The organism is Dactylosporangium sp. CS-033363 (assembly GCF_050942475.1).
Lineage (GTDB): Bacteria > Actinomycetota > Actinomycetes > Mycobacteriales > Micromonosporaceae > Dactylosporangium.
Genome location: NZ_CP192032.1, coordinates 1,001,697 through 1,022,078, shown reverse-complemented (window position 1 = coordinate 1,022,078; position 20,382 = coordinate 1,001,697). Strand labels below are relative to the sequence as shown.

Here is a 20,382-nt window from a genome sequence, read left to right as displayed (position 1 = left end):
GATGCCCACGACCGCCGCGCCCCCGCAGGCGCGGCGGTCCAGTGGCCGGTCCAGCGGCAAGGCGCACGCGCTGTGGCGGATGCGGGTGTACCTGCGGCCGTACTACGCGCTCACCGCCTGGTCGATGGTCGCCGCGGTCGCCTCCACCGCCGCCAGCCTCGCGATCCCCCTGCTCATCCAGCGGGTCGTCGACGGGCCCGTGCGCCACGGCGACACCCGCGGGCTGCTGCTGCTCGGCGGGCTGGCGATCCTGCTCGGGATGACCGAGAGTGTGCTCAGTTTCGTCCGCCGGTGGGCGCAGTCGGCGTCGTCGGTGGGCATGGAGGCCCGGCTGCGCGAGGACCTGTACGCGCACCTGCAGCGCCTCCCGATCGAGTTCCACGACAAGTGGCAGTCCGGCCAGCTGCTCTCGCGCGCGACCGCCGACCTGTCCTCGATCCGGCGGTTCCTGTCGTTCGGGCTGTTCTTCTTCGTGCTCAACCTGGCCACGTACGTCGCGGTGTCGGGCCTGCTGATCCACCTGTACTGGCCGCTCGGCGTCTTCGTGGCGCTCAGCGCGATCCCACTGTTCCTGATCGTGCGCCGGTTCACCGCGCGGTACTTCGCCGCCTCCCGCGAGCTGCAGGACTCCATCGGCGACCTGACCACCCGGGTCGAGGAGTCCGCGCAGGGTATCCGGGTGATCCGCGCGTTCGGCCGGCGCGCGCACATGAGCGCGCTCTTCGCCGGCGGCGCGCGCCACGTGCACGACCTCGGCGTGGGCAAGAGCCGCATGGTGGCGCGCACGCTCGCGCAGTTCGACCTGGTGCCCAACGTGACGCTCGCGGTGGTGCTGGTGGGCGGGGCGGTGCAGGTGTCGCGGGGCGAGCTCACCGTCGGCACGCTGGTCGCGTTCGTGGCGCTGCAGGTGATGCTCGTCTGGCCGATCGACCTCCTGGGCTGGATCATCGCGAACGCGCAGGAGGCGATGAGCGCCTCTGTCCGCATCTACGAGGTGCTGGACACCCCGCCGTCCATCGTGGACCGTCCGGCCGCGGTCTCGCCGTCCACTGTGGAGGGCCGGCTGCGCTTCTCCGGCGTGCGGTTCGGCTACGAGCCCGGCCGGCCGATCCTGCGGGGCATCGACCTGGAGGTGGAGCCGGGCGAGACGGTGGCGATCGTCGGGCTGACCGGCAGCGGGAAGACCACGCTGGTGTCGCTCGTGCCCCGGTTGTACGACGTGGATGCGGGGTCGATCAGCATCGACGGGTACGACATCCGGGACATCAGACTCGACGCCCTGCGCCGCATCGTGGGGACCGCGTTCGAGGACCCCACGCTGTTCTCGATGAGCGTGCGCGAGAATCTGACGCTCGGCCGCGCGGACGCGACGGACGCCGAGATCGCCGAGGCGCTCGAGATCGCGCAGGCCCAGTTCGCGTACGAGCTGCCGTGGGGGCTCGACACGCGCATCGGCGAGCAGGGCCTGTCGCTGTCCGGCGGGCAGCGCCAGCGCCTCGCCCTGGCCCGCGCGGTCGTGGGGCGGCCGCGGGTGCTCGTGCTGGACGACCCGCTGTCCGCCCTGGACGTGCACACCGAGGCGCTCGTCGAGTCCGCGCTGGCCACGGTGCTGGCGGGGACGACGGCGCTGCTGGTGGTACACCGGCCGTCGACGATCGCGCTGGCCGACCGGGTCGCGTTCCTCGACGAGGGGCGGCTGGCCGCGATCGGGACCCACTCGCAGCTGCTGGCGACGTGTCCGGGCTATCGCGAGGTGCTGCGTGGCGCTTGACGTCCAACGGTGGCGCGGTAGGGCCGTGGAGGAACGCGAGGTGCTGCGTGGCGCTTGACGTTCAACGGTGGCGCGGTACGGCCGCGGAGGAGCCCGACCCGACCGAGCGCGTCGCGAGCCGGCGCCTGCTCGGCTCGCTCGTGCGCCCGCACCGCACCGCGATCGGCGTGCTCGTCGCGCTGCTGCTGGCCCAGAACCTGGCCGGGATGGCCGGGCCGTACCTGGTCAAGCTCGGCATCGACCGCGGCATCGGGCACCCGCCGGCGCTGGTGCTCGTCACCGTGCTGTTCGGGGTGGCCACCCTGGCCGAGTTCGGCACCCGGCGCGCGTTTCTGGCCATGTCCGGCCGCGTCGGCAACGCGGTGCTGTTCGACCTGCGCACCCGCGTCTACAACCACCTGCAGCGGCTGAGCATCGGCTTCCACGAGCGGTTCACCTCGGGCCGCGTCATCGCGCGCCTGACGAGCGACGTGGACAACATCTCCGAGCTCGCCGACGGCGCGCTGGACGACCTGGTGCTCGCCGCGCTCTCGGTGGTGTCGGTGGCCGGCATCCTGCTGTGGCTGGACCTGCCGCTGGCGCTGGTCACGCTCGCGTCGTTCCCGTTCCTGGTCTGGCTCTCGCGCTGGTTCCAGCGGGCCAGCGCCCGCGCGTACCGCCGCACCCGCGAGACGATCGCGCTGGTCATCATCCACTTCGTCGAGTCGCTGGGCGGCATCCGCGCGGTGCAGGCGTTCCGCCGCGAGCGGCGCAACGACGAGATCTTCGGCGCCGTCAACGACGACTTCCGCCGGGCCAGCCTGCACGCGCAGCGCCTCGTCGCGACCTACTCCCCCGCGATCAAGATGATCGGCAACGTCTCCATCGCGGTCGTGCTGACCTACGGGGGCTGGCGGGTGCTGCACGGGCAGACCGAGGTCGGGGTGCTGGCCGCGTTCCTGCTCTATCTGCGCCGGTTCTACGAGCCCATGCAGGAGCTGTCGCAGTTCTACAACACCCTGCAGTCCGCCACCGCGGCCTTGGAAAAGCTGGCAGCTGTACTGGATGAGCCCCCATCGGTCGCGGAAGCCCAGTCGCCGACGCGCATCGCCGCGGCGCGGGGCGAGCTGACGTTCGACGCCGTCGAGTTCGGGTACGACGCCGGGCGCCCCGTGCTGCCCCCGCTGGACCTGTTCGTCCCGGCCGGCCAGACGGTCGCCCTCGTGGGCGCGACCGGAGCCGGAAAGTCCACCCTGGCCAAGCTCGTGGCCCGCTTCTACGACCCGACGGCCGGCGCGGTCGCGCTCGACGGCGTCGACCTGCGCGCGATCTCCGAGGACGACCTGCGCCGCGCCGTGGTGATGGTGACCCAGGAGAACTACCTGTTCTCCGGCACCGTGGCCGACAACATCGCCTTCGGCCGCCCGGACGCGACGCGGGCCGAGGTGGAGGCGGCCGCGGCGGCGATCGGCGCGGACGCATTCATCCGAGCACTGCCCGACGGGTACGACACCGACGTACGCAAGCGCGGGGGACGCCTTTCGGCCGGACAACGCCAACTCGTGGCGTTCGCGCGCGCCTTTTTGGCCGACCCCGCGGTGCTGATTCTCGACGAGGCCACGTCCTCGCTGGACATCCCGAGCGAGCGGGCGGTGCAGAACGCGCTGCGCACGATCCTGGCGTCGCGCACGGCTCTGGTCATCGCGCACCGCCTGTCCACAGTGGAGATCGCCGACCGCGTGCTCGTGATGTCCGGCGGGCGGATCGTCGAGGACGGGCCGCCTTCGGCGCTGATCGACCGGGGTGGGCAGTACGCCGAGTTGCACGCCCAATGGCGTGACTCGCTCCAATGAGTGTTTGTCGGGAACTTGACAGTTCGCCGGGTTGGAATGCATGAATGGCGGGGTTCACGCCGTCGATCTACCGTGGATACAGCGGTTCGTGGGAGGATTCTCGTCACGCTAAGGATCTATGGAGGGTCGTCTCGGTTGTTCTAGGACGTGACCACGACTCTGATACGGCGCGGATGAAGAGGACCGATGACTGGCGGACGCTGGAGTGGCCAGACCCGATTTCTCGTCGTGTTCGTCGGGCTGGCTCTGGTCGGCCTGGGCGTGCTGACGACGGTGCAGTTCCGCAGCACCGCGGGGGCCGCCGCGCTGGTCGGCGCCGGGGTCCTGGTCGGGCTCGCGGGCCTGTCCGGCGGGATCATCAACGTCCGCTCCACCGACCGCGAGGAGCGGCTCGCCTCGGCCGGCAAGGCCCAGCAGGAGGGTGACGCCGAGGGCGCGTACGACCGCTTCGTGCAGCTCATCCGCGGCCACGCCCCGCAGGCCATCGCCTATCACGAGGGCGCGAACGCCGCGCTCTACGAGGCCGCCGGGCGCGAGGGGCAGCGCCTGCAGCCCGTCTTCGGGTACTTCCTGGGCCCCATCGCCATGTCCGAGGCCCACATCATCGTGGACATCCGGGCCGGCACCGGCTTCTCGATCGCGCGCATGCAGGCGACCCTGCAGGCGCTGCTGGTCGGGCCGACCGCCTCGTTCCAGGCGGCGCTGGTCATCGTCAACGCCTCGCCGGACGACTCGATCCTCGGCTCGGTGCGGCAGCTGAGCACGTCGCTGGACCGCCCGGTCGCGGCGGTGGCCTGGCGGATCGGCGACCACTCGGACGCCATCTCCGACGCGATCGTCTCGCTGCGCCGCGAACTGCGCCGGCGCGACCACGAGTCCCCGATCGACGTGCCGCTGCTCGATGACGTCGAGCCCCCCTACGACGAGCCGCCGACGTACGAGCCGGTGCGCATGCCGACCCGCCCCGCTTCTCCCCCACCGGCGCCGCCTCCCCCCATTCCGCAGCAGCAGGCGCAGCGGATGGACGATGACGACGACGTGTACCCGCACATGACGTCGTCCACGGTCTACGGCTCGCCGCAGGCCGAGCCGGTGGTCGAGGAGGACCCGGTCGAGTGGCCGGCCCCGGAGCCGCGCCGCCGCCCCTCCCCCGCCCCGCGCGTCTACGACGACTCGGCGACCTGGCAGCGCGCGACCGACCTGCACTGGCGCGGTCAACTGCAAGAGGCCGAGGAGGCGTACCGCGAGATCGTCGACGCCCGCGCCCACGCCCTCGGCTGGGACCACCCGGACACGCTGACGGCCCGCGACCAGCACGCGACGGTGCTGCGCGACCTGGACCGGCTGGCCGAGGCGCTCGTGGAGTGCGACGAGGCGCTGACCGCCCGGGTGCGCATCCTCGGCGAGGACCACCCGGACACCCTGACCAGCCGCAGCCACCTGGCCACGATCTACCACCAGCTGGGCGACCTGAACCGCGCGGAGGCGGAGCACCAGCGGGTCCTGGAGTCGCGCACGAGCGTGCTCGGGGCCAACCACCAGGAGACGCTGATCAGCCGCAGCAACCTGGCCAAGGTGTACCAGGACATGGGCGAGCTCGACCGCGCGATCGACGAGCACCGCACCGTGATGCGCGCCCGCGCCCGCCTGCTCGGCCCGGAGCACCGCGACACGCTGATGAGCCGCAGCCTGCTGGCGTCGGCCCTGCACCACGCGGGCCGCCTGCCGGACGCGGAGGGGGAGCACCGGGCGGTCCTGGGCAGCCGCCTGCGCCTGCTCGGCCCGGTCCATCTGGACACCGCCGTGTCGCGGCACCGGCTGGCGAGCGTGCTGCACGATCTCGGGCGGCTGGATGAGGCCATCACGGAGTACCGGGCGGCCCAGGCTGTCTATGCGGAGCTGCTGGGGGCGTCCAGTCCGTTCGCGCGGGCGGCCGCCTCTGACCTGGCTCTCGCGGAGCGTGCACTTCGGGGCGCTCAGACCCGGTACTAGTGCGCTTTTGATCACGATATGTCGGGCGCTGGCGCGCCGCGACATATCGGATTTATCGTATATGCCGGTTTTTGCTCACCGTGCGGTGGCGATCACGCTGACCGGTGGATCTCCGTGGCGGTACAGCGTGTCGACCACGTTCTGCAGGCTCGGATTGGTGCGCACGCGGTCGTAGCTGCGGTCCTTGATGCGGTCGCGATCGAAGTCGATGCGGCCGGGCGCGTAGCGGACCCACGTCTCCTCGCCGATCATCGGGGCGGCGGTACCACGGAGCCTGACCTTGATGTCGGCCTCGAACGACGCGGTGTCGTCGGGCATGACCAGGACACGCACGGTGAAGTTGCCCTTCGCGCCGAAGTCGACGCGCACGATCTCGCCGCGGGCGGTGACCGCGTTGGCGCCGGGCTTCCGGCCGAATCCGAACATGCCGGGGACGCTAGGTCCGTTTGCGCCCCGGCTCGATCACGTGCCCGACAGCGTTTGGTCAGACATTTAGCTTCCGGCAACGGCTTTTTTGTGCTCGTTGAGCGCGCGGCTCCGGGCGTGGCCTGCCCGGAGCCGGCTTCCGTTTTCAGAACTCTTGTTGCTTCTGTTTTAGAAGTCGCCGCCGAAGTCCCCGAAGTCGCCGCCGCCGTCGCCGCCCCAGTCCCCGCCGTCGCCGCCCCAGTCGCCGCCGTCGCCACCATCGCCGCCGCCGTCGTCCATGGCCTGGTCGAAGCCCTGGTCGAAGCCCTGGTCCTGGCCCTGGTCGAAGCCGGCGTTGTACGCGGCGTCGTAGCCGTGGTCGCCGAACGAGTTGTCGAACAGCGCGTCGAAGACCAGCACCGAGCCGATGCCCCAGGCGCCCGCGACGAGCGCGGTCTTCCACCAGGGCTCGGAGTACCAGCCGCCGGGCACGCCGCGGCCGGCCACCGCGCCGCCCGGGTAGTAGTAGGGGGTCGCATTGCTGGGTTGGGGGCTCGCGCGGTACGAGTGACCCTGGACGTCGACCTCGCGCTCCTTGGTGATCTGCCCAGCCCGGGCGCCCGCGAGCGGCGGGATGTCGGGTCCGGGGTCGAGCCCCATCGCGGTGCGGGCCGCCCGGATGTAGGCCAGGCCCTCCAGCGAGGACTCCCGGGCCAGCTCGTACTGCTTGAGCGTGGTCGACCGCTCGAGCTGTCCACCGGCCGCGTTGTATCGCTCGCTCGCGTCGACGAGGGCCTGCTTCACCGCCGGCTCGTCGCCGGAGAGGTTCATGAGCTGTCCGCCGAGGCGCTCGTACCAGCGCAGGGCCTCCTCCCGCGCATCGGCCAGCTGCTGCGCTTCACGCTTCCTGCGCCCGAAGCCGAACACCGTCACCACTCCAACCAGGACGAGTAACTCATGCCTTCGACGGTACCGGTTTCTGTCATACCCCTGCGGCATGCTGAATACCGTGGATCTCGTCCTACTGATCATCGGCCTGCTGTTGGGTGCTGTTCTGGGTTGGTACGTCGCCCGTTCACGTTCGGCCGTCGACCTGGCCAAACTGGAGGCGACGCTGCAGGCGACCCGGGACGGCGAGGCGCGCCTGGAGGCCTCCCTGCGCAGCCTGACCCTGGAGGCCCGCGGCCAGACCCAGGACGCCGTCGCCGACGCGGTGGCGCCGCTGCACGAGGCGCTGCTGCGGTACGAGCGCCGGGTGGCCGAGCTGGAGCGCGACCGCGTGGGCGCCTACGAGTCCCTCCGCGAGCAGGTCCGCGCCATGCACGAGGTCTCCGGCGAGCTCCGCACCGAGACGAAACGCCTGGTCTCGGCCCTGCGCGCACCGACCGTCCGCGGCCGCTGGGGCGAGCAGCAGCTGCGCCGCATCGTCGAGGCCGCCGGCATGCTCGAACACTGCGACTTCGACGAGCAGGTCACGGCGCCGACGGAGGACGGCGTGGTCCGCCCCGACCTCGTCGTCCGCCTGCACGGCGGCCGCCAGGTGGTGGTGGACGCCAAGGCCCCGCTGGAGGCGTACCTCGCGGCGCTGGAGTCCCCCGACGAGCAGACCCGCGCCGCCCGCCTGACCCAGCACGCCAAGCACGTCCGCGCCCACGTCGAGTCCCTGTCGGCCAAGTCCTACTGGACCGCCTTCGAGCCCGCCCCGGAGTTCGTCGTCCTCTTCGTCCCGGCCGACACCTTCCTGGACGCGGCCCTGCAGCACGACCCGGGGCTGCTGGACCACGCCTTCGCCCGCAACGTGATCCTGGCGACGCCGGCCACCCTGGTCGCCCTGCTGCGCACCATCGCCTACGCCTGGCGCCAGGACTCCCTGACCACGAACGCCCTTGCGGTCCACCAGACGGGCCGCGAGCTGTACGCCCGGCTCAGCACCATGGGCGACCACCTGTCCAAGGTCGGCACGTCCCTGACGACGGCGGTGACCTCGTACAACCGCGCGGTCGGCTCCTTGGAGGCCCGCGTCCTGGTGAGCGCCCGCCGCCTGGCCGAACTGGGCGTGAGCGGCGACGCCTTGCCCACGCCGCCGCAGGTGGAGGCTACGCCGCGGCAGCTGCAGGCCCCGGAACTGGTCGACGACGAGTACGAGGCGTTGCTGGCCGCCTTACGAGAGGAGCCGCCCAAGTAGCTGCCACACCGCCCGCCGCTGGGGGCGCGCCGCAGGCCGCTCGGGCGCCGCCGCCCGCTGGGGCACCGCAGGCCGCACGTTCGCCGGCCCCTTGGGCACCGCGGACCGCACGATGGCCGGTCGCCGCGTTGGCGCCGCACGCCCCACGGTTGCCGCCCACCGCCGGAGCGCCGCACGCCCGACGGTTGCCGCCCACCGCCGGGGCACCGCGGACCGCACAATCGCCGGTCGCCGCGTGGCGCCGCGCCCCGTACGGTTGCCGCCCACCGCCGGGACGCCGCACGACCGTCGCCGGGGCCGCACGAGCGCCGTCGGCCGCCGAGCACTGCGGAGGCATAACCCTCGGTCGCCGCCTTGGCGCCGCGCAGTTGCCGCGCGCGGCCGAGGCGTCAAGGGCCCCACGACCGCAGCCGGGGCACCGCGGGCCGCTCCTGTGCTGCCCATAGGCCGGACCGCTGCATCGCCGACGCGGGGCGGCGACGTGGCGCGGCGACGTGGCGCGGCGACGTGGCCGGAGCAGGCGACGTCGGCCTGACGCGGGCTGCACCATCGCGCCCGACCGCCCCGGCTCGGTGGACTTTCCGTGCGGCGAAGGGACACCACGGCACACGGGCCGCACCGCCGCGGCGAAGGCCGGCGCGAGCGGAAGCAGCGGAGGGTCGAACGCGTCGTGGCCAGGAGGTCGCGGACGTGGCGGCCGTGACGTGCAGTCGGCGGCCGGGGCCCACCGGACGAAAATGTCAGGCCGCCCGATGCCCAGCACAACATTGGCTGGGGCCTTGCCGAGCGCACTGACCCGCCGCCGCGCACCGTTCGGCGTGACGGCGGTGGTGGGCTGCCTGTGCAGGCGGCGCCGGACGTAGCGTGGCGACCCCAACCCCAACCCCAGCCGCGACGCGGCCACAGGCGACGCCGCTCCTTGTGGCGGCGCCGGCCTTGGCGTGCCGGCCGCCGCCCATCACGGCCCGGTGCCCCCGGTGAGGCTGACCTCGCGGAGGGGAGCCGGGCGGCAGCGGAGGGGCCCGGGGTCAGGAGAGGGTCTTGGCTACCTCGGCGGAGCGGGCGGCGGCCTGGGCCTTCATGTCGCGCTTGAGCTCCTGCGGCAGGGAGAACACCAGCTTCTCCTGCGCCGTGGTGATCTCGGCCACATCGGTGAAGCCGCGCTTGGCCAGGAAGTCCAGGACCTCCATGACCAGTTCGTCCGGGACGGAGGCGCCCGAGGTGACGCCGACCGTGGTGGCGTCCGTGAGCCAGGCTTCCTGGATCTCCGTGGCGTAGTCGATCAGGTAGCCGGCCTTGGCGCCCGCGTCCACCGCCACCTCGCGGAGGCGCTGGGAGTTGGAGGAGTTCTGGGAGCCGACGACCAGGACGATGTCGCAGTTCGGGGCCATGGCCTTCACGGCGTCCTGGCGGTTCGAGGTGGCGTAGCAGATGTCGTCGCTCGGCGGGGACATGAGCAGCGGCAGGCGCTTCTTGAGGCGGGCGACCGTCTCCAGGGTCTCGTCGACCGAGAGGGTGGTCTGGGAGAGCCAGACCACCTTGGACGGGTCGCGGACCGTGATCTTGTCGGCGCCGTCCGGGCCGTCGACGAGCTGGATGTGGGCGGGGGCCTCGCCGGTGGTACCGATGACTTCTTCGTGGCCCTCGTGGCCGATCAGCAGGATGTCGTAGTCGTCCGCGGCGAAGCGGCGGGCCTCCTGGTGGACCTTGGTGACCAGCGGGCACGTCGCGTCGATGGCGCGCAGGGAGCGGGCCTTGGCCTGGTCGTGCACCTCGGGCGCCACGCCGTGGGCGGAGAAGACGACGGTGGCGCCCTCGGGCACCTCCTCGTTCTCCTCGACGAAGATCGCGCCGCGGGCCTGCAGCGTGCTGACCACGTGCTTGTTGTGCACGATCTCCTTGCGGACGTAGATCGGCGCGCCGTACAGCTTGAGGGCTTCCTCGACTGTCTGGACCGCGCGGTCCACACCGGCGCAGTAGCCGCGGGGCTTGGCGAGCAGGACGCGCTTCGAAGCAGTCACCCCGCCATCGTACGTGCCGCCGCCCTGCCCGCCCGTTGCCCGCAAGCTGCCCCCGCCCTTGCGACATGACCAGGGTCACACCATCACATGGCTCGAGAAACACCACGGCGCAGGGGCAGGGCCGACGCCACCGCCGCGAGCACCGCGCACGCGCCCACCACCGCGGCCAGCGTTCCCCAGGGCATGACCAGCTTCACCGCCGCGCCGATCTCGTCCTGCAGGCCGGCGCGGGCCTCGAACAACGCCGGTACCGCCACCGCCAGCCCCAGCAGCGACCCCACCAGCACCGCCAGCAACGCCTCGCTCACCACCACGCGCGCGGTCTGGCCCGTCGTGGCGCCCGCCCGGGACAGGGTCACGAACTCCGGCCGGCGCGCGTTCGTGGCCATGAGCAGCGTGTTCGCCACCGCCAGCGCCGTGTAGCCGACCGAGATCCCGAGCAGGACGGTCAGGAACAGCTGGATGAGATCGCCCTCCTCGGCGGCCTCGCGCTCGACGTACGAGCGCGACGTCATCCGCTGCGCACCGGGTGACGGCACGAAGTCGCCCGCGAGGTACACCACGTCGGTCAGCGCGGCCGGGTCGTGCGCGCGCACCAGGCCGCGCGGCAGCTGCACGGAGTCCTCGGCGAGCTCGGAGGAGACGGCGGCGACCGTCACCGGCAGTACGACTCCATCGGCGAACCGCAGCGGCACCGAATCTCCGGCCGTCCAACCCAGCGAGGGCGACGCGATCAGGCCGTCGACCTTCGTGCCGGTGGCGTCGAGCGGGCGCCCGGACGCGAGGTACACGGTGCTGGGCAGCTCGGATCGCCCGGGCTGGGCCTGGGTCGCCGCCTCGGACAGGCCGGGGCTGTCGCCGGACCGCGCGGCCACGGCGAACTCCGGGATCTTCGCGGACTCCTCGATGCCGACGGCCTCGTTCGCCGTCTGATACGTGCCGACCAGCAGGACCGCGAAGCCGACCGCGGCGAGTACGGGAGCGGCCGTCCCCGCGACGCGGCGGGCCGACACGCGCGCGCCCTCGCGGACGAGCAGGCCGGTGGCGCCGCGCCGGGCCGGCCAGGTGACCAGGCGCACCACCGGCACCACGACGACGGGCGCGAGGAGGGCGGCGGACACGAGCAGTACCATCGCGGAAGCCAGCACCAGGGTGGGCTTCTGCTCGGCCGTGGACGACGGCAGCAGCACCGCCAGACCGGCTCCCAGCAGCAGGAGTGCCCCGCCGGTCAGCCAGCGCGCCAGGGTCATCGGGCGGGGCTCGGCCGCGGCCACCCGCAGCGCGTCCAGCGGCGGGACCTTGCCGGCGCGGCGGGCCGAGAGCCAGACCCCGAGCACGGCCACGACCAGGCCGATCCCGAGCGCGACCGCGGGCGCCCACCAGGTGAAGCCGACGCGGAACCCGGTCGGCTCCAGGCCGGTCGCGATGAACGGGCCGGCCAGCAGCGGGGCGAGCGCGGCCCCGAGCAGCGCGCCCGGCACCCCGGCGGCGAGCGCGACGAGCAGGGCCTCGCCGAGCAGCATCCGGCGCACCTGGCCCGGCGTGGCCCCGACCGCGCGCAGCAGGGCGAGCTCGCGGCGGCGCTGGGACACCGCGAACGCGCAGGTCGAGGCGACGACGAAGATCGCGACGAAGGTGCCGACGAAGACCGTGGCGATGATCAGCTGGGCGCCGATCCAGCGGGTACCGCGGTCGCGTTCGGGCTCGGCCGCGCCGCGCGCGTCGCCGGTCAGGACGCCGCCGAGTTCGCCCAGCACGGCGGGCAGGCGGGCCGCGACGTCGGACGCGTCCGCGCGCGGCGCCAGGGTCAGGGCGATGAAGCGCGCGCCGCCGGACAGCGACGCGGCGGTGGCGTCCGCGACGTAGAAGCCCGGCTGGTCGACGGTGCCGGTGACGGTCCAGGTCGCGGGGCCGGCCGCGGTCACCACGGGCAGCGTCGCGCCGACCGGGACCCCGAGCGCGGCGTCCACCACCACGTCGCCGTCGCGCGCGGGGGCGGCGCCGGACCGCATCCGGTACTGCTGCGCCGCCATCACGGACCACGAACGTCCACTGTGGAGGGAGTCGCGGTGGTCCCCCACCGGCGCTCCGTCGACGAGTCGCTGCACGTAGAACGGGCGGTCGGGGACGGCCGCGGCGACGCCCGGGACCGCGGCGAGGGCGGTGGTGAGCCGGCCGAGTTCCGCGTCCGACCAGGGCCGATAGGTCGGGAAGCCGCCCTCGGGCGGGTCGTACCGCGGCGCCGCCACGAGGATCGGCGCCCCGGCGAGCGCGTCGGGCACGCGCGGTTGCGCGGCGGCCCAGAGCGACAGGCTGCCCGAGAGCACCGCGACGCCCAGCAGGAGGGCGAGGAAGGTGCCGAAGAAGGAGCTCCACCGGTACCGCAGCATCGCCAGGCTCATCGCGCCACTCCCGTCTCCAGGTGCGCCATCCGGGCGGCGATCTGCTCGGCGCCGCGCGGCTCCCGCAGTTCGTCGACGATCCGCCCGTCGGCCAGGAACAGCACGCGATCGGCGTGCGCGGCCGCGAGCGGGTCGTGGGTGACCATCACGACGGTCTGCGCGTGCCGGTCGACCGCGGTGCGCAGCAGCCGCAGCACCTCGCGCGACGCGGCGTTGTCCAGCGCGCCGGTCGGCTCGTCGGCGAAGAGCACGGCGGGCGCGGTCACGAGGGCGCGGGCGATCGCCACCCGCTGCTGCTGGCCGCCGGACAGCTCGCTCGGGCGGTGCCCGGCCCGCTCGGCCAGCCCGACCTCGGCCAGCACCGCGGCGACCTGCCCGGGCGCGGCGCGGCGGCCGGCCAGGCGCAGCGGCAGCTCGACGTTCTGCGCGGCGCTGAGCGCGGCCACGAGGTTGAAGGCCTGGAAGACGAAGCCGACGCGGTCGCGCCGCAGCCGGGTGAGCGCCTTCTCGGACAGCGGGCCGAGCTCCACGCCGTCGATGAGCACCCGCCCGGCGGTGGCCCGGTCGAGCCCGGCCGCGCAGTGCAGCAGCGTCGACTTGCCGGAGCCGGACGGGCCCATCACCGCGGTGAAGCTGGCCGGGGCGAACTGGACGGATACGTCGTCGAGGGCGGTCACCGCGTGCTCGCCCGCGCCGTAGCGCCGGGTCACGGACCACAGCTCGACCGCCTGGTGCGTCTGCAAGGTCGTCATCACACCGTCGATCGAAGCCGGTCCAGCCCTCCGGCACAGTCGCGCGGCGGTGAGACCTGCGGGTAACGCCAGCACTACCGCGCTTTCCATCCTTCGCCGGTACGGTCGGCAGCATGCGCCCCCGCTCTGTCATGGACGCGCTGCGGTTGCCGCCCCGGCGGTTCCTGACCTCGCGGTGGCCGTGGCGCGCGTTGCTGTACCTGTCCTCGGGGGGCCTGCTCGGCATCGCCACCGGCCTGGTGCTGCTCGGCCTGCTGGCGGGCGGCGCGGCGCTGACCCTGTGCGTGATCGGGCTGGCCGGCTTCCTGGCCGCGGCGCTGTCGGGCATCGTGGTGGCCCGCATCGAGCGGCGGCGGCTGCGGCTCGTGGACGACGTGCGGCTCAGCGACCCGCACCGCCGCCCCGACCGCCCCGGCCTGCGCGCCTGGGTCACCACGCGGCTGTGGGAGCCGGCGACGTGGCGCGAGCTCGGGTACACGATGCTCATGTGCACGGCCCTGTGCTGGCTCGACGGCATGGTCGTCGCGCTGTGGGTCTACATCGTCGGCGCGCTCGTCGGCGGCCCGTTCTACATCAACGACGACACCCCGCGGTCGCTGCCCATCCTCGGAGCGTTCTTCGGCATCGTCCTCGGGATCCTCCTCTTGTACCCCCTGAGCGCCTGGGCCGCCGCCCGCGCCGCGATCACGCAGGCCGTGCTCGGCCCGCGCATGGAGCTGGACGCCGAACTGACCGAGGTGGCCCGCTCCCGCGCGCGGCTCGTCGACGCGTTCGAGGTGGAGCGGCGCCGCATCGAGCGGGACCTGCACGACGGAGCCCAGCAGCGCCTCCTCGCGCTGAGCATGCAGCTCGGGCTGGCCCGCCTGGAGCTGCCGCCCGGCTCACCGGCCGCGGCCTCGGTCGCGCAGGCGCACGACCTGGCCAAGGAGGCGCTGGGCGAGTTGCGGGAGTTGATTCGTGGGGTACACCCGAAGATCCTTTCGGACCGGGGGCTGCATGCGGCGCTGCGCGAGGTCGCGGACCGGGCGCCGCTGCCGGTCGAGGTCGACGCGGCGCTGCCGGAGCGGTTGCCGGGGGCCGTGGAGGCGTGCGCGTATTTCGTCGTCGTGGAGGCGCTGGCCAACGTGGCCAAGCACAGCGCGGCGTCGCGGGCGCGGGTGGTGGCGTCGGTGTCGGCGGGGCGGCTCACGGTGCAGGTGCGCGACGACGGGCGCGGGGGCGCGGATCCGGCGCGTGGCAGTGGGCTTTCGGGGCTCGCGGACCGGGTCGCGGCGGCGGGCGGGACCGTGGCGCTGGCGAGTCCCGTCGGGGGGCCTACGGTGGTACACGTGGAGTTGCCTTGCGGTTTGTGACCGCTCTCGTCGGCGCGGGGGTGCTGTCGTGCGGGTCGTGATCGCGGAGGACGGTGTGCTCATCCGCGAGGGAATTGCCGGATTGCTGCGGCGCTTTGGGCATGAGGTCGTGGCGGCGGTGGGCAATGCCGCGGAGCTGGTCGAGGCCGTGCGGGCGGACAAGCCGGATCTCGTGGTCACCGACGTGCGGATGCCGCCCGGGTTCAGCGACGAGGGGCTGCAGGCGGCGATTCGGCTGCGGGCCGAGGATCCGGGGCTGCCGGTGTTGGTGCTCAGCCAGTACATCGAGCAGACCTACGCCGCCGAGCTGCTCGAATCGGGGCGCCGGGCCGGGGTCGGGTATCTGCTCAAGGACCGCATCGGCGACCTGGCCGAGTTCGCGGACGCCGTCTCGCGGGTGGCCGCCGGACACACGGTCGTCGATCCCGAGGTGGTCGCGCAGCTGCTCGGGCGCCGCCGCGATCCGCTGGCCCGGCTGACCCCGCGCGAGCGGGAGGTGCTGGCGCTGATGGCCGAGGGCCGCTCGAACGCGGCGATCGCGCGGTCGCTCGTGGTGTCGGAGGCGGCGGTGGCCAAGCACATCAACGGGCTGCTCGCCAAGCTCGACCTTCCGCCCGACGACGACGTGCACCGCAGGGTCCGCGCCGTGCTGGCCTACCTGCGGGGATGACGTTTTTGTCGTACCTCGTGGCTAGGGTGTGGGCATGACGGATGAGGCTTCGAGCAGTGACAAGCCCTGGCCGGTCCGGGTGGTCAGCCAGAAGATCGGCCAGTGGATCGGCCGGCTCGGCTGGATCTGGGTCGACGGCCAGGTCGCCCAGGTCACGCGCCGCCCGGGCACCAGCACCGTCTTCCTGACCCTGCGCGACCCGTCGGCCGACCTGAGCCTCACCGTGACCACCAACCGCGACGTCGTCGACCTCGGCGCCCCCGGCCTCAACGAGGGCGCGCGCATCGTGGTGCACGCCCGCCCCGAGTTCTACGCCGCGCGCGGCTCGCTGAGCCTGCGCGCCGACGAGATCCGCCAGGTCGGCGTGGGCGAGCTGCTGGCCCGCCTGGAGCAGCTCAAGAAGCTCATGGCCGCCGAGGGCCTGTTCGCCCGCGAGCGCAAACGCCGCCTGCCCTTCCTGCCCCGCCGCATCGGCCTGATCACGGGCCGGGCCAGCGCCGCCGAGCGCGACGTGCTCACCAACGCCAGGCGCCGGTGGCCCACGATCGACTTCAGGGTCATCAACGTCGCCGTGCAGGGCCCTTCCGCGGTACCGCAGATCCTCGACGCCCTGGCCGTGCTCGACCGCGACGAGTCCATCGACGTCATCGTGCTCGCCCGCGGCGGCGGCTCGATCGAGGACCTCCTCCCCTTTTCCGACGAGGCCCTGTGCCGCGCGGTCTTCGCCTGCCGCACCCCGATCGTGTCGGCCATCGGGCACGAGACGGACGTGCCGCTCGTCGACTTCGTGGCCGACCTGCGCGCCTCCACCCCGACCGACGCCGCGAAGCGCATCGTGCCCGACCTGGGCGACGAGGTACGCCTGATCGGCCAGGCCAAGCAACGCCTCGACCGCGCGCTGCGGGGCCTGCTCGACCGCGAACAGCACCGCCTCGACGCGCTGCGCTCCCGCCCGTCGATCGCCCGCCCGCTCACGATGGTCGACACGCGCTTGGCGGAGGTCACGGCGCTGCAGGCGCGGGCGACGCGCAACTTGACGCACCGCTTGGACCGGGCCGGCACCGAGCTGGAGCACACCCTGGCCCGGCTGCGGACGCTGTCTCCGTCGGCGACCTTGCAACGCGGGTACGCCATCGTGCAGCGCGCGGACGGGGCCGTGGTGCGCTCGCCTGACGAGGTGGCCGCGGAGGAGGCCCTGCGCATCCGCCTGGCCGAGGGCGAACTGACCGCGACGGCGGGTTCCTGACGCTCGACGGCGGGTTCCTGACCGCGACGGCGGCCTCCTGACGCTCGACGGCGGCCTCCTGAGGCTCGGCGGCGGGCTTCTGACGCTCGGCGGCGGGCTCCAGGCGCTCGACCCGCGGGCGGGGTGGGACCACCCGGCGCGGGGCGCGGCATCCATCCAGCCGGAGCACGCGACCACCCGGCGCGGGGGCGAGACATCCATCCAGCCCGGGCACGCGACCACCCGGCGCGGGGGCGAGGCACCCATCCAGCCCGGGGCGAGGCACCCATCCTGCCCGGGCACGCGACCACCCGGCGCGGGGGCGAGACATCCACCCAGCCCGGGGCGAGACATCCATCCTGCCCGGGCACGCGACCATCCGGCGCGGGGCGAGGCACCCATCCAGCCCGGGGCGAGGCACCCATCCTGCCCGGGCACACGACCACCCGGCGCGGGGGCGAGACATCCACCCGGCGCGGGGGCGAGACATCCACCCAGCCCGGGCGAGACATCCATCCAGCCCGGGCATGCGACCATCCGGCGCGGGGCGAGGCACCCATCCAGCCCGGGCACGCGACCGCACGGCGCGGGGCGAGGCACGTGGGCGGGGACGCGACCGCCCCGGCGCGGATGGGCGCGATCGCCTGGCGCCGGCTGGTATTCGGCCGAGCGCACCCGACCGACCAGCGCAGTAGGGTCACGAGGTCGCTCGGCGCGCGGTTAGAGCTCGGGACGTGTGACGGCGGGCCGTGGGCGGGTGCGTTTCGGCAGGGTGTGTTGAGCGCGGCGGAAGGCACTTGACGTCTGCCATTCATGCGCGATGATGACGGTCGGCCCGTTTCAGGGTGGTTTCTGCGTTCCGGGTGGTATCTGCGGGAAGGTGAGCATGTCGCGACGGCTGCAGGAGTACATGCTGGCGAGCGCCAAGAGCGGTCGCGAGGTGGTCCAGGTCGGGCCGTTCACGGTCACGATCACCGGCCACGACGCCAACGTGTACGTCAACTACGCCATCCCCGCCCCCGGCGCCGACCCCAGCCCGGCCGACATCGAGGCACTGATCTCGGCGTTCGCGAGCCGCGGGCGGGCGCCGCGGCTGGAGTACATGCCCGGGCTGGCCCCGCTCGTCGAACCGGCCCTGCTCGCCGCCGGGTTCGTGGTGGCCGACCGGCTGCCGCTCATGGAGTGCACGCCGGAGACGGTCGCCGACCAGCCGACGCCGGCCGGGTTCGAGCTCGTCGTCCCGTCCACCGACGAGGAGATCGAGGCGATGCTGGCCGCGCAGCACGAGGCGTTCGGTGAGGAGCCGCCCTCGGCCGCCCACGTCAGCAACACCCGCGCCAAGGCCAAGGCCGGCCAGCTGCAGCTCCTGGCCCGCGAGCTCGAAACGGGCACCGTGGCCGGCGGCGGCGTCGCGGCCACGGTACGCGACGGCATCAGCGAGGTGGCCGGCATCGCGGTACGCCCCCAGTACGAGCGCCGCGGCCTCGGCGCCGCCCTCACCCTCCACCTGACCCGCGCCGCATTCGAGGCGGGGGCGACCCTGGCCTTCCTGACCCCGGCCGGCGACGCCCAGGAGCGGGTCTACGCCCGGGTCGGCTTCAGCCGCGCCGACTCCGTGCTGTTCCTGTCCCACACCGCCTGACCCGGCGCGCCCCGGTGGAGTGTGCGGGCGGTCGCGTAGGGTTCTCGGCGTGAGTGACACGCTGACGTACGAGCAGGCGCGCGCCGAGCTGGCGACCGTCGTCGAGCGGCTGGAGTCCGGCGGGTCGACGCTCGAGGAGTCGCTGGCGCTCTGGGAGCGCGGCGAAGAGCTCGCCGCCATCTGCCAGCGCTGGCTCGACGCCGCGCGGGCGCGTCTGACCCCGACGGAGTCGTGACCCTTCCGCGCCACCCCATGTAGCACGCGCGGGCGCGCCTGGCGCTCACGGGAGTGAGTCGTGACCCTTCCGCGCCACCCCATGTAGCACGCGCGGGCGCGCCTGGCGCTCACGGGAGTGAGTCGTGACCCTTCCGCGCCACCCCATGTAGCACGCGCGGGCGCGCCTGGCGCTCACGGGAGTCGTGATCCTTCAGCGCAGGCCGATGTAGCGGGCCTGGGCTCGCATCTGGTGGTCGAAGAACTCGGCCGGCGTGTTGATGGTGTTGCGCAGCTGGCCGAAGATCTCGAAGGTCACCGACCCGAACAGCGCCACCCACGCCGAGAGTCCGCGCGCCAGGACGTTCAGCGGCACGTCCGGGGCGATCACGGCCTGCACGCGCTCGAGGTCCGCGACCGAGGACGGCGGGGGCAGCGGGTCGTCGTTCAAGTCCAGGGTGCCGGTCATCAGCGCGCCCTGCAGGATCGCGCCCGCCACCGTCACCGCCCGGGTGCCTGCCGCCACGGTGTCCTCGGGGGCCTGGTAGCCGGGCACGGGGCTGCCGTAGATGAGCGCGTACTCGTGCGGGCGCGCCAAGGCCCAGTCGCGGACCGCGCCGGCGAGGGCCAGCCAGCGGGTTGCGGGGGCCTCAGGGGGTACCGACGCGACGGCTTTTTCGGCGGAGCCGCCCAGGTCGTTGTAGGCGTCCAGGATCAGGGCGGTCAACAGGTCGTCGCGGCTCGGGAAGTAGCGGTAGATCGCCGAGCTCACCATGCCGAGGTCGCGGGCGACCGCGCGCAGGGACAGGTTGGCGCCGTCGGTGGCCAGGTGGCGGCGGGCGATCTCCTTGATCTCGTCGGTCATCTCCGCTCGGACGCGGGCCCTGATCGAGTTCGCCTTCATCGCCCCAGTCTGACACACGATCCGAATCGAGAGCACTGCTCTTGCTTTTCGCGGCGTCCGAGTCCTATGCTCTACTTCGAGAGCGGTGCTCTCCAAAAAGGGAGGCAGTCATGCACATCGTCGTCGGGTCGGGAGCGGTCGGCAGCGCGGTGGCGCTGGAGCTCGCGGGGGCCGGGGAGCAGGTCACACTGGTCACACGGAGCGGGAGCGGGCCGGAGCATCCGCTCGTCCGGCGGGTGGCCGCCGATGCGGGGGACGCCGCGGCGCTGCTGCGGATCGCCGAGGGGGCGAGCGTGATCTACAACTGCGCGAACCCGCAGTACTTCGAGTGGCCGACCGCCTGGCCGCCCATGCACAACGCGATGCTGCGCGCGGCCGAGGCCAACGGGGCGGTGCTGGCGATCACGGCGCCGCTGTACGCGTACGGGCACGTCGATCGCCCGATGACCGAGGACATGCCGCTGGCCGCGCAGACCGTCAAGGGCCGCGTCCGCGCGAAGATGTGGCAGGACACGGTCGCCTCGGGCGTCCGCGCGCTGGAGGTGCGCTCGTCGGACTGGATCGCCCCGAAGTACTCGCTGATCGAGATGGCCCTGCCCGCCATGCGCGCCGGCAAGACCGCGTGGATGCCGGCCTCGCTGGACGTCCCGCACACGTACACGTACACCGGCGACGCCGCGCACACCCTCGTCACCCTGGCCCGCGACCCGCGCGCGTGGGGCCAGGCCTGGCACACGCCGTCGGTGCCCGCGATGACGGCTCGGCAGCTGCTGACCCGGGTCGCCGAATTGGCCGGATTGGGGACGCCTTCGCTCAAGGTGTACCCGAAGGCCGCCGTCTATGCCGCCGGCCTGTTCGACAAGTTCGCGAAGGAGTTCCGGGAGGTGCGCTACCAGCACGACCGGCCGTTCGTCATGGACTCCTCGCGGGTCACGAACGAGTTCGGCCTGACCGCCACGCCCCTGGACGACTCCATTCGCGCAACACTGAAGGCTTGAGCAGCCGCGGGGTGCGCG

16 protein-coding genes are annotated in these 20,382 nt (G+C 73.2%); 10 read left to right on the top strand and 6 right to left on the bottom strand.

Features of this window, described 5'->3' with window-relative positions:
* The first annotated feature begins 79 nt into the window (after positions 1 to 79).
* From ACQPZ4_RS04760 to ACQPZ4_RS04750, 3 genes are all read left to right on the top strand, one after another.
* Entirely contained in the window at positions 80 to 1,771 is a 1,692-nt protein-coding gene (locus ACQPZ4_RS04760; RefSeq protein WP_433066243.1) for an ABC transporter ATP-binding protein, read from the top strand.
* Positions 1,772 to 1,818: 47 nt separating this feature from the next.
* Positions 1,819 to 3,603 carry an ABC transporter ATP-binding protein gene (locus ACQPZ4_RS04755; RefSeq protein ID WP_433056500.1) on the top strand — a complete coding sequence of 595 codons (1,785 nt, stop codon included), beginning with the start codon at positions 1,819 to 1,821 and terminating at the stop codon, positions 3,601 to 3,603.
* Between the two features lie 186 nt (positions 3,604 to 3,789).
* Positions 3,790 to 5,595 carry a tetratricopeptide repeat protein gene (locus tag ACQPZ4_RS04750; protein WP_433056498.1) on the top strand — a complete coding sequence of 602 codons (1,806 nt, stop codon included), beginning with the start codon at positions 3,790 to 3,792 and terminating at the stop codon, positions 5,593 to 5,595.
* Between the two features lie 75 nt (positions 5,596 to 5,670).
* Here the strand turns inward: ACQPZ4_RS04750 and ACQPZ4_RS04745 are convergent, their stop codons facing one another.
* Both ACQPZ4_RS04745 and ACQPZ4_RS04740 read right to left on the bottom strand, forming a co-directional pair.
* Positions 5,671 to 6,021, bottom strand: coding sequence for a hypothetical protein (locus tag ACQPZ4_RS04745; RefSeq protein ID WP_433056496.1), 351 nt, complete (start codon positions 6,019 to 6,021; stop codon positions 5,671 to 5,673).
* A gap of 168 nt (positions 6,022 to 6,189) precedes the next feature.
* Positions 6,190 to 6,999 (bottom strand): hypothetical protein, encoded by an 810-nt coding sequence (locus tag ACQPZ4_RS04740; RefSeq protein ID WP_433056494.1) that lies wholly within the window; start codon positions 6,997 to 6,999, stop codon positions 6,190 to 6,192.
* Between the two features lie 10 nt (positions 7,000 to 7,009).
* On the opposite strand from ACQPZ4_RS04740, the gene ACQPZ4_RS04735 reads away from it, so the two are divergent.
* Positions 7,010 to 8,185: a DNA recombination protein RmuC gene (locus tag ACQPZ4_RS04735; protein WP_433056492.1), complete on the top strand. Its 1,176-nt coding sequence runs from the start codon at positions 7,010 to 7,012 to the stop codon at positions 8,183 to 8,185.
* A gap of 1,028 nt (positions 8,186 to 9,213) precedes the next feature.
* On the opposite strand, the gene ACQPZ4_RS04730 is transcribed toward ACQPZ4_RS04735, so the two are convergent.
* From ACQPZ4_RS04730 to ACQPZ4_RS04720, 3 genes are read right to left on the bottom strand one after another with little or no spacing between them, the layout of a single operon-like run.
* Positions 9,214 to 10,251, bottom strand: a complete 1,038-nt coding sequence (locus ACQPZ4_RS04730) for a 4-hydroxy-3-methylbut-2-enyl diphosphate reductase (protein WP_433056490.1) — start codon at positions 10,249 to 10,251, stop codon at positions 9,214 to 9,216.
* 38 nt (positions 10,252 to 10,289) lie between these two features.
* Positions 10,290 to 12,608, bottom strand: a complete 2,319-nt coding sequence (locus ACQPZ4_RS04725; protein ID WP_433056489.1) for an FtsX-like permease family protein — start codon at positions 12,606 to 12,608, stop codon at positions 10,290 to 10,292.
* Positions 12,605 to 13,360, bottom strand: coding sequence for an ABC transporter ATP-binding protein (locus tag ACQPZ4_RS04720; protein WP_433056487.1), 756 nt, complete (start codon positions 13,358 to 13,360; stop codon positions 12,605 to 12,607). Before ACQPZ4_RS04720 ends, ACQPZ4_RS04725 begins: the two co-directional genes overlap by 4 nt.
* 113 nt (positions 13,361 to 13,473) lie before the next feature.
* On the opposite strand from ACQPZ4_RS04720, the gene ACQPZ4_RS04715 reads away from it, so the two are divergent.
* The 5 genes from ACQPZ4_RS04715 (at position 13,474) to ACQPZ4_RS04695 (ending at position 18,484) form a co-directional block, all read left to right on the top strand.
* Positions 13,474 to 14,712 carry a sensor histidine kinase gene (locus tag ACQPZ4_RS04715; protein WP_433056485.1) on the top strand — a complete coding sequence of 413 codons (1,239 nt, stop codon included), beginning with the start codon at positions 13,474 to 13,476 and terminating at the stop codon, positions 14,710 to 14,712.
* Positions 14,713 to 14,740: 28 nt separating this feature from the next.
* Positions 14,741 to 15,382 carry a response regulator gene (locus ACQPZ4_RS04710; RefSeq protein ID WP_433056483.1) on the top strand — a complete coding sequence of 214 codons (642 nt, stop codon included), beginning with the start codon at positions 14,741 to 14,743 and terminating at the stop codon, positions 15,380 to 15,382.
* A gap of 34 nt (positions 15,383 to 15,416) precedes the next feature.
* Positions 15,417 to 16,628, top strand: a complete 1,212-nt coding sequence (gene xseA, locus ACQPZ4_RS04705; RefSeq protein WP_433056481.1) for an exodeoxyribonuclease VII large subunit — start codon at positions 15,417 to 15,419, stop codon at positions 16,626 to 16,628.
* A gap of 865 nt (positions 16,629 to 17,493) precedes the next feature.
* Positions 17,494 to 18,249: a GNAT family N-acetyltransferase gene (locus ACQPZ4_RS04700; RefSeq protein ID WP_433056479.1), complete on the top strand. Its 756-nt coding sequence runs from the start codon at positions 17,494 to 17,496 to the stop codon at positions 18,247 to 18,249.
* Positions 18,250 to 18,298: 49 nt separating this feature from the next.
* A complete protein-coding gene (locus ACQPZ4_RS04695) occupies positions 18,299 to 18,484 on the top strand; it encodes an exodeoxyribonuclease VII small subunit (RefSeq protein ID WP_433056477.1) in 186 nt (61 codons plus the stop codon).
* Positions 18,485 to 18,676: 192 nt separating this feature from the next.
* Here ACQPZ4_RS04695 and ACQPZ4_RS04690 read toward each other — a convergent pair whose 3' ends face one another.
* Entirely contained in the window at positions 18,677 to 19,366 is a 690-nt protein-coding gene (locus ACQPZ4_RS04690; protein WP_433056475.1) for a TetR/AcrR family transcriptional regulator, read from the bottom strand.
* A 110-nt stretch (positions 19,367 to 19,476) separates the two neighbouring features.
* On the opposite strand from ACQPZ4_RS04690, the gene ACQPZ4_RS04685 reads away from it, so the two are divergent.
* On the top strand, positions 19,477 to 20,364 hold the full coding sequence (locus tag ACQPZ4_RS04685; protein ID WP_433056473.1) for a 2-dehydropantoate 2-reductase N-terminal domain-containing protein: 888 nt from the start codon (positions 19,477 to 19,479) through the stop codon (positions 20,362 to 20,364).
* Positions 20,365 to 20,382: the final 18 nt, after the last annotated feature.

Bases quoted from the DNA above. Each gene is read 5' to 3' on its own strand.
- ACQPZ4_RS04760 (WP_433066243.1), top strand. From the start codon at position 80: ATGCGGGTGTACCTGCGGCCGTACTACGCGCTCACCGCCTGGTCGATG.
- ACQPZ4_RS04750 (WP_433056498.1), top strand. From the start codon at position 3,790: ATGACTGGCGGACGCTGGAGTGGCCAGACCCGATTTCTCGTCGTGTTC.
- ACQPZ4_RS04745 (WP_433056496.1), bottom strand. From the start codon at position 6,021: ATGTTCGGATTCGGCCGGAAGCCCGGCGCCAACGCGGTCACCGCCCGC.
- ACQPZ4_RS04740 (WP_433056494.1), bottom strand. From the start codon at position 6,999: ATGCCGCAGGGGTATGACAGAAACCGGTACCGTCGAAGGCATGAGTTA.
- ACQPZ4_RS04725 (WP_433056489.1), bottom strand. From the start codon at position 12,608: ATGAGCCTGGCGATGCTGCGGTACCGGTGGAGCTCCTTCTTCGGCACC.
- ACQPZ4_RS04720 (WP_433056487.1), bottom strand. From the start codon at position 13,360: ATGACGACCTTGCAGACGCACCAGGCGGTCGAGCTGTGGTCCGTGACC.
- ACQPZ4_RS04715 (WP_433056485.1), top strand. From the start codon at position 13,474: ATGCGCCCCCGCTCTGTCATGGACGCGCTGCGGTTGCCGCCCCGGCGG.
- xseA (WP_433056481.1), top strand. From the start codon at position 15,417: ATGACGGATGAGGCTTCGAGCAGTGACAAGCCCTGGCCGGTCCGGGTG.
- ACQPZ4_RS04700 (WP_433056479.1), top strand. From the start codon at position 17,494: ATGTCGCGACGGCTGCAGGAGTACATGCTGGCGAGCGCCAAGAGCGGT.
- ACQPZ4_RS04690 (WP_433056475.1), bottom strand. From the start codon at position 19,366: ATGAAGGCGAACTCGATCAGGGCCCGCGTCCGAGCGGAGATGACCGAC.
- ACQPZ4_RS04685 (WP_433056473.1), top strand. From the start codon at position 19,477: ATGCACATCGTCGTCGGGTCGGGAGCGGTCGGCAGCGCGGTGGCGCTG.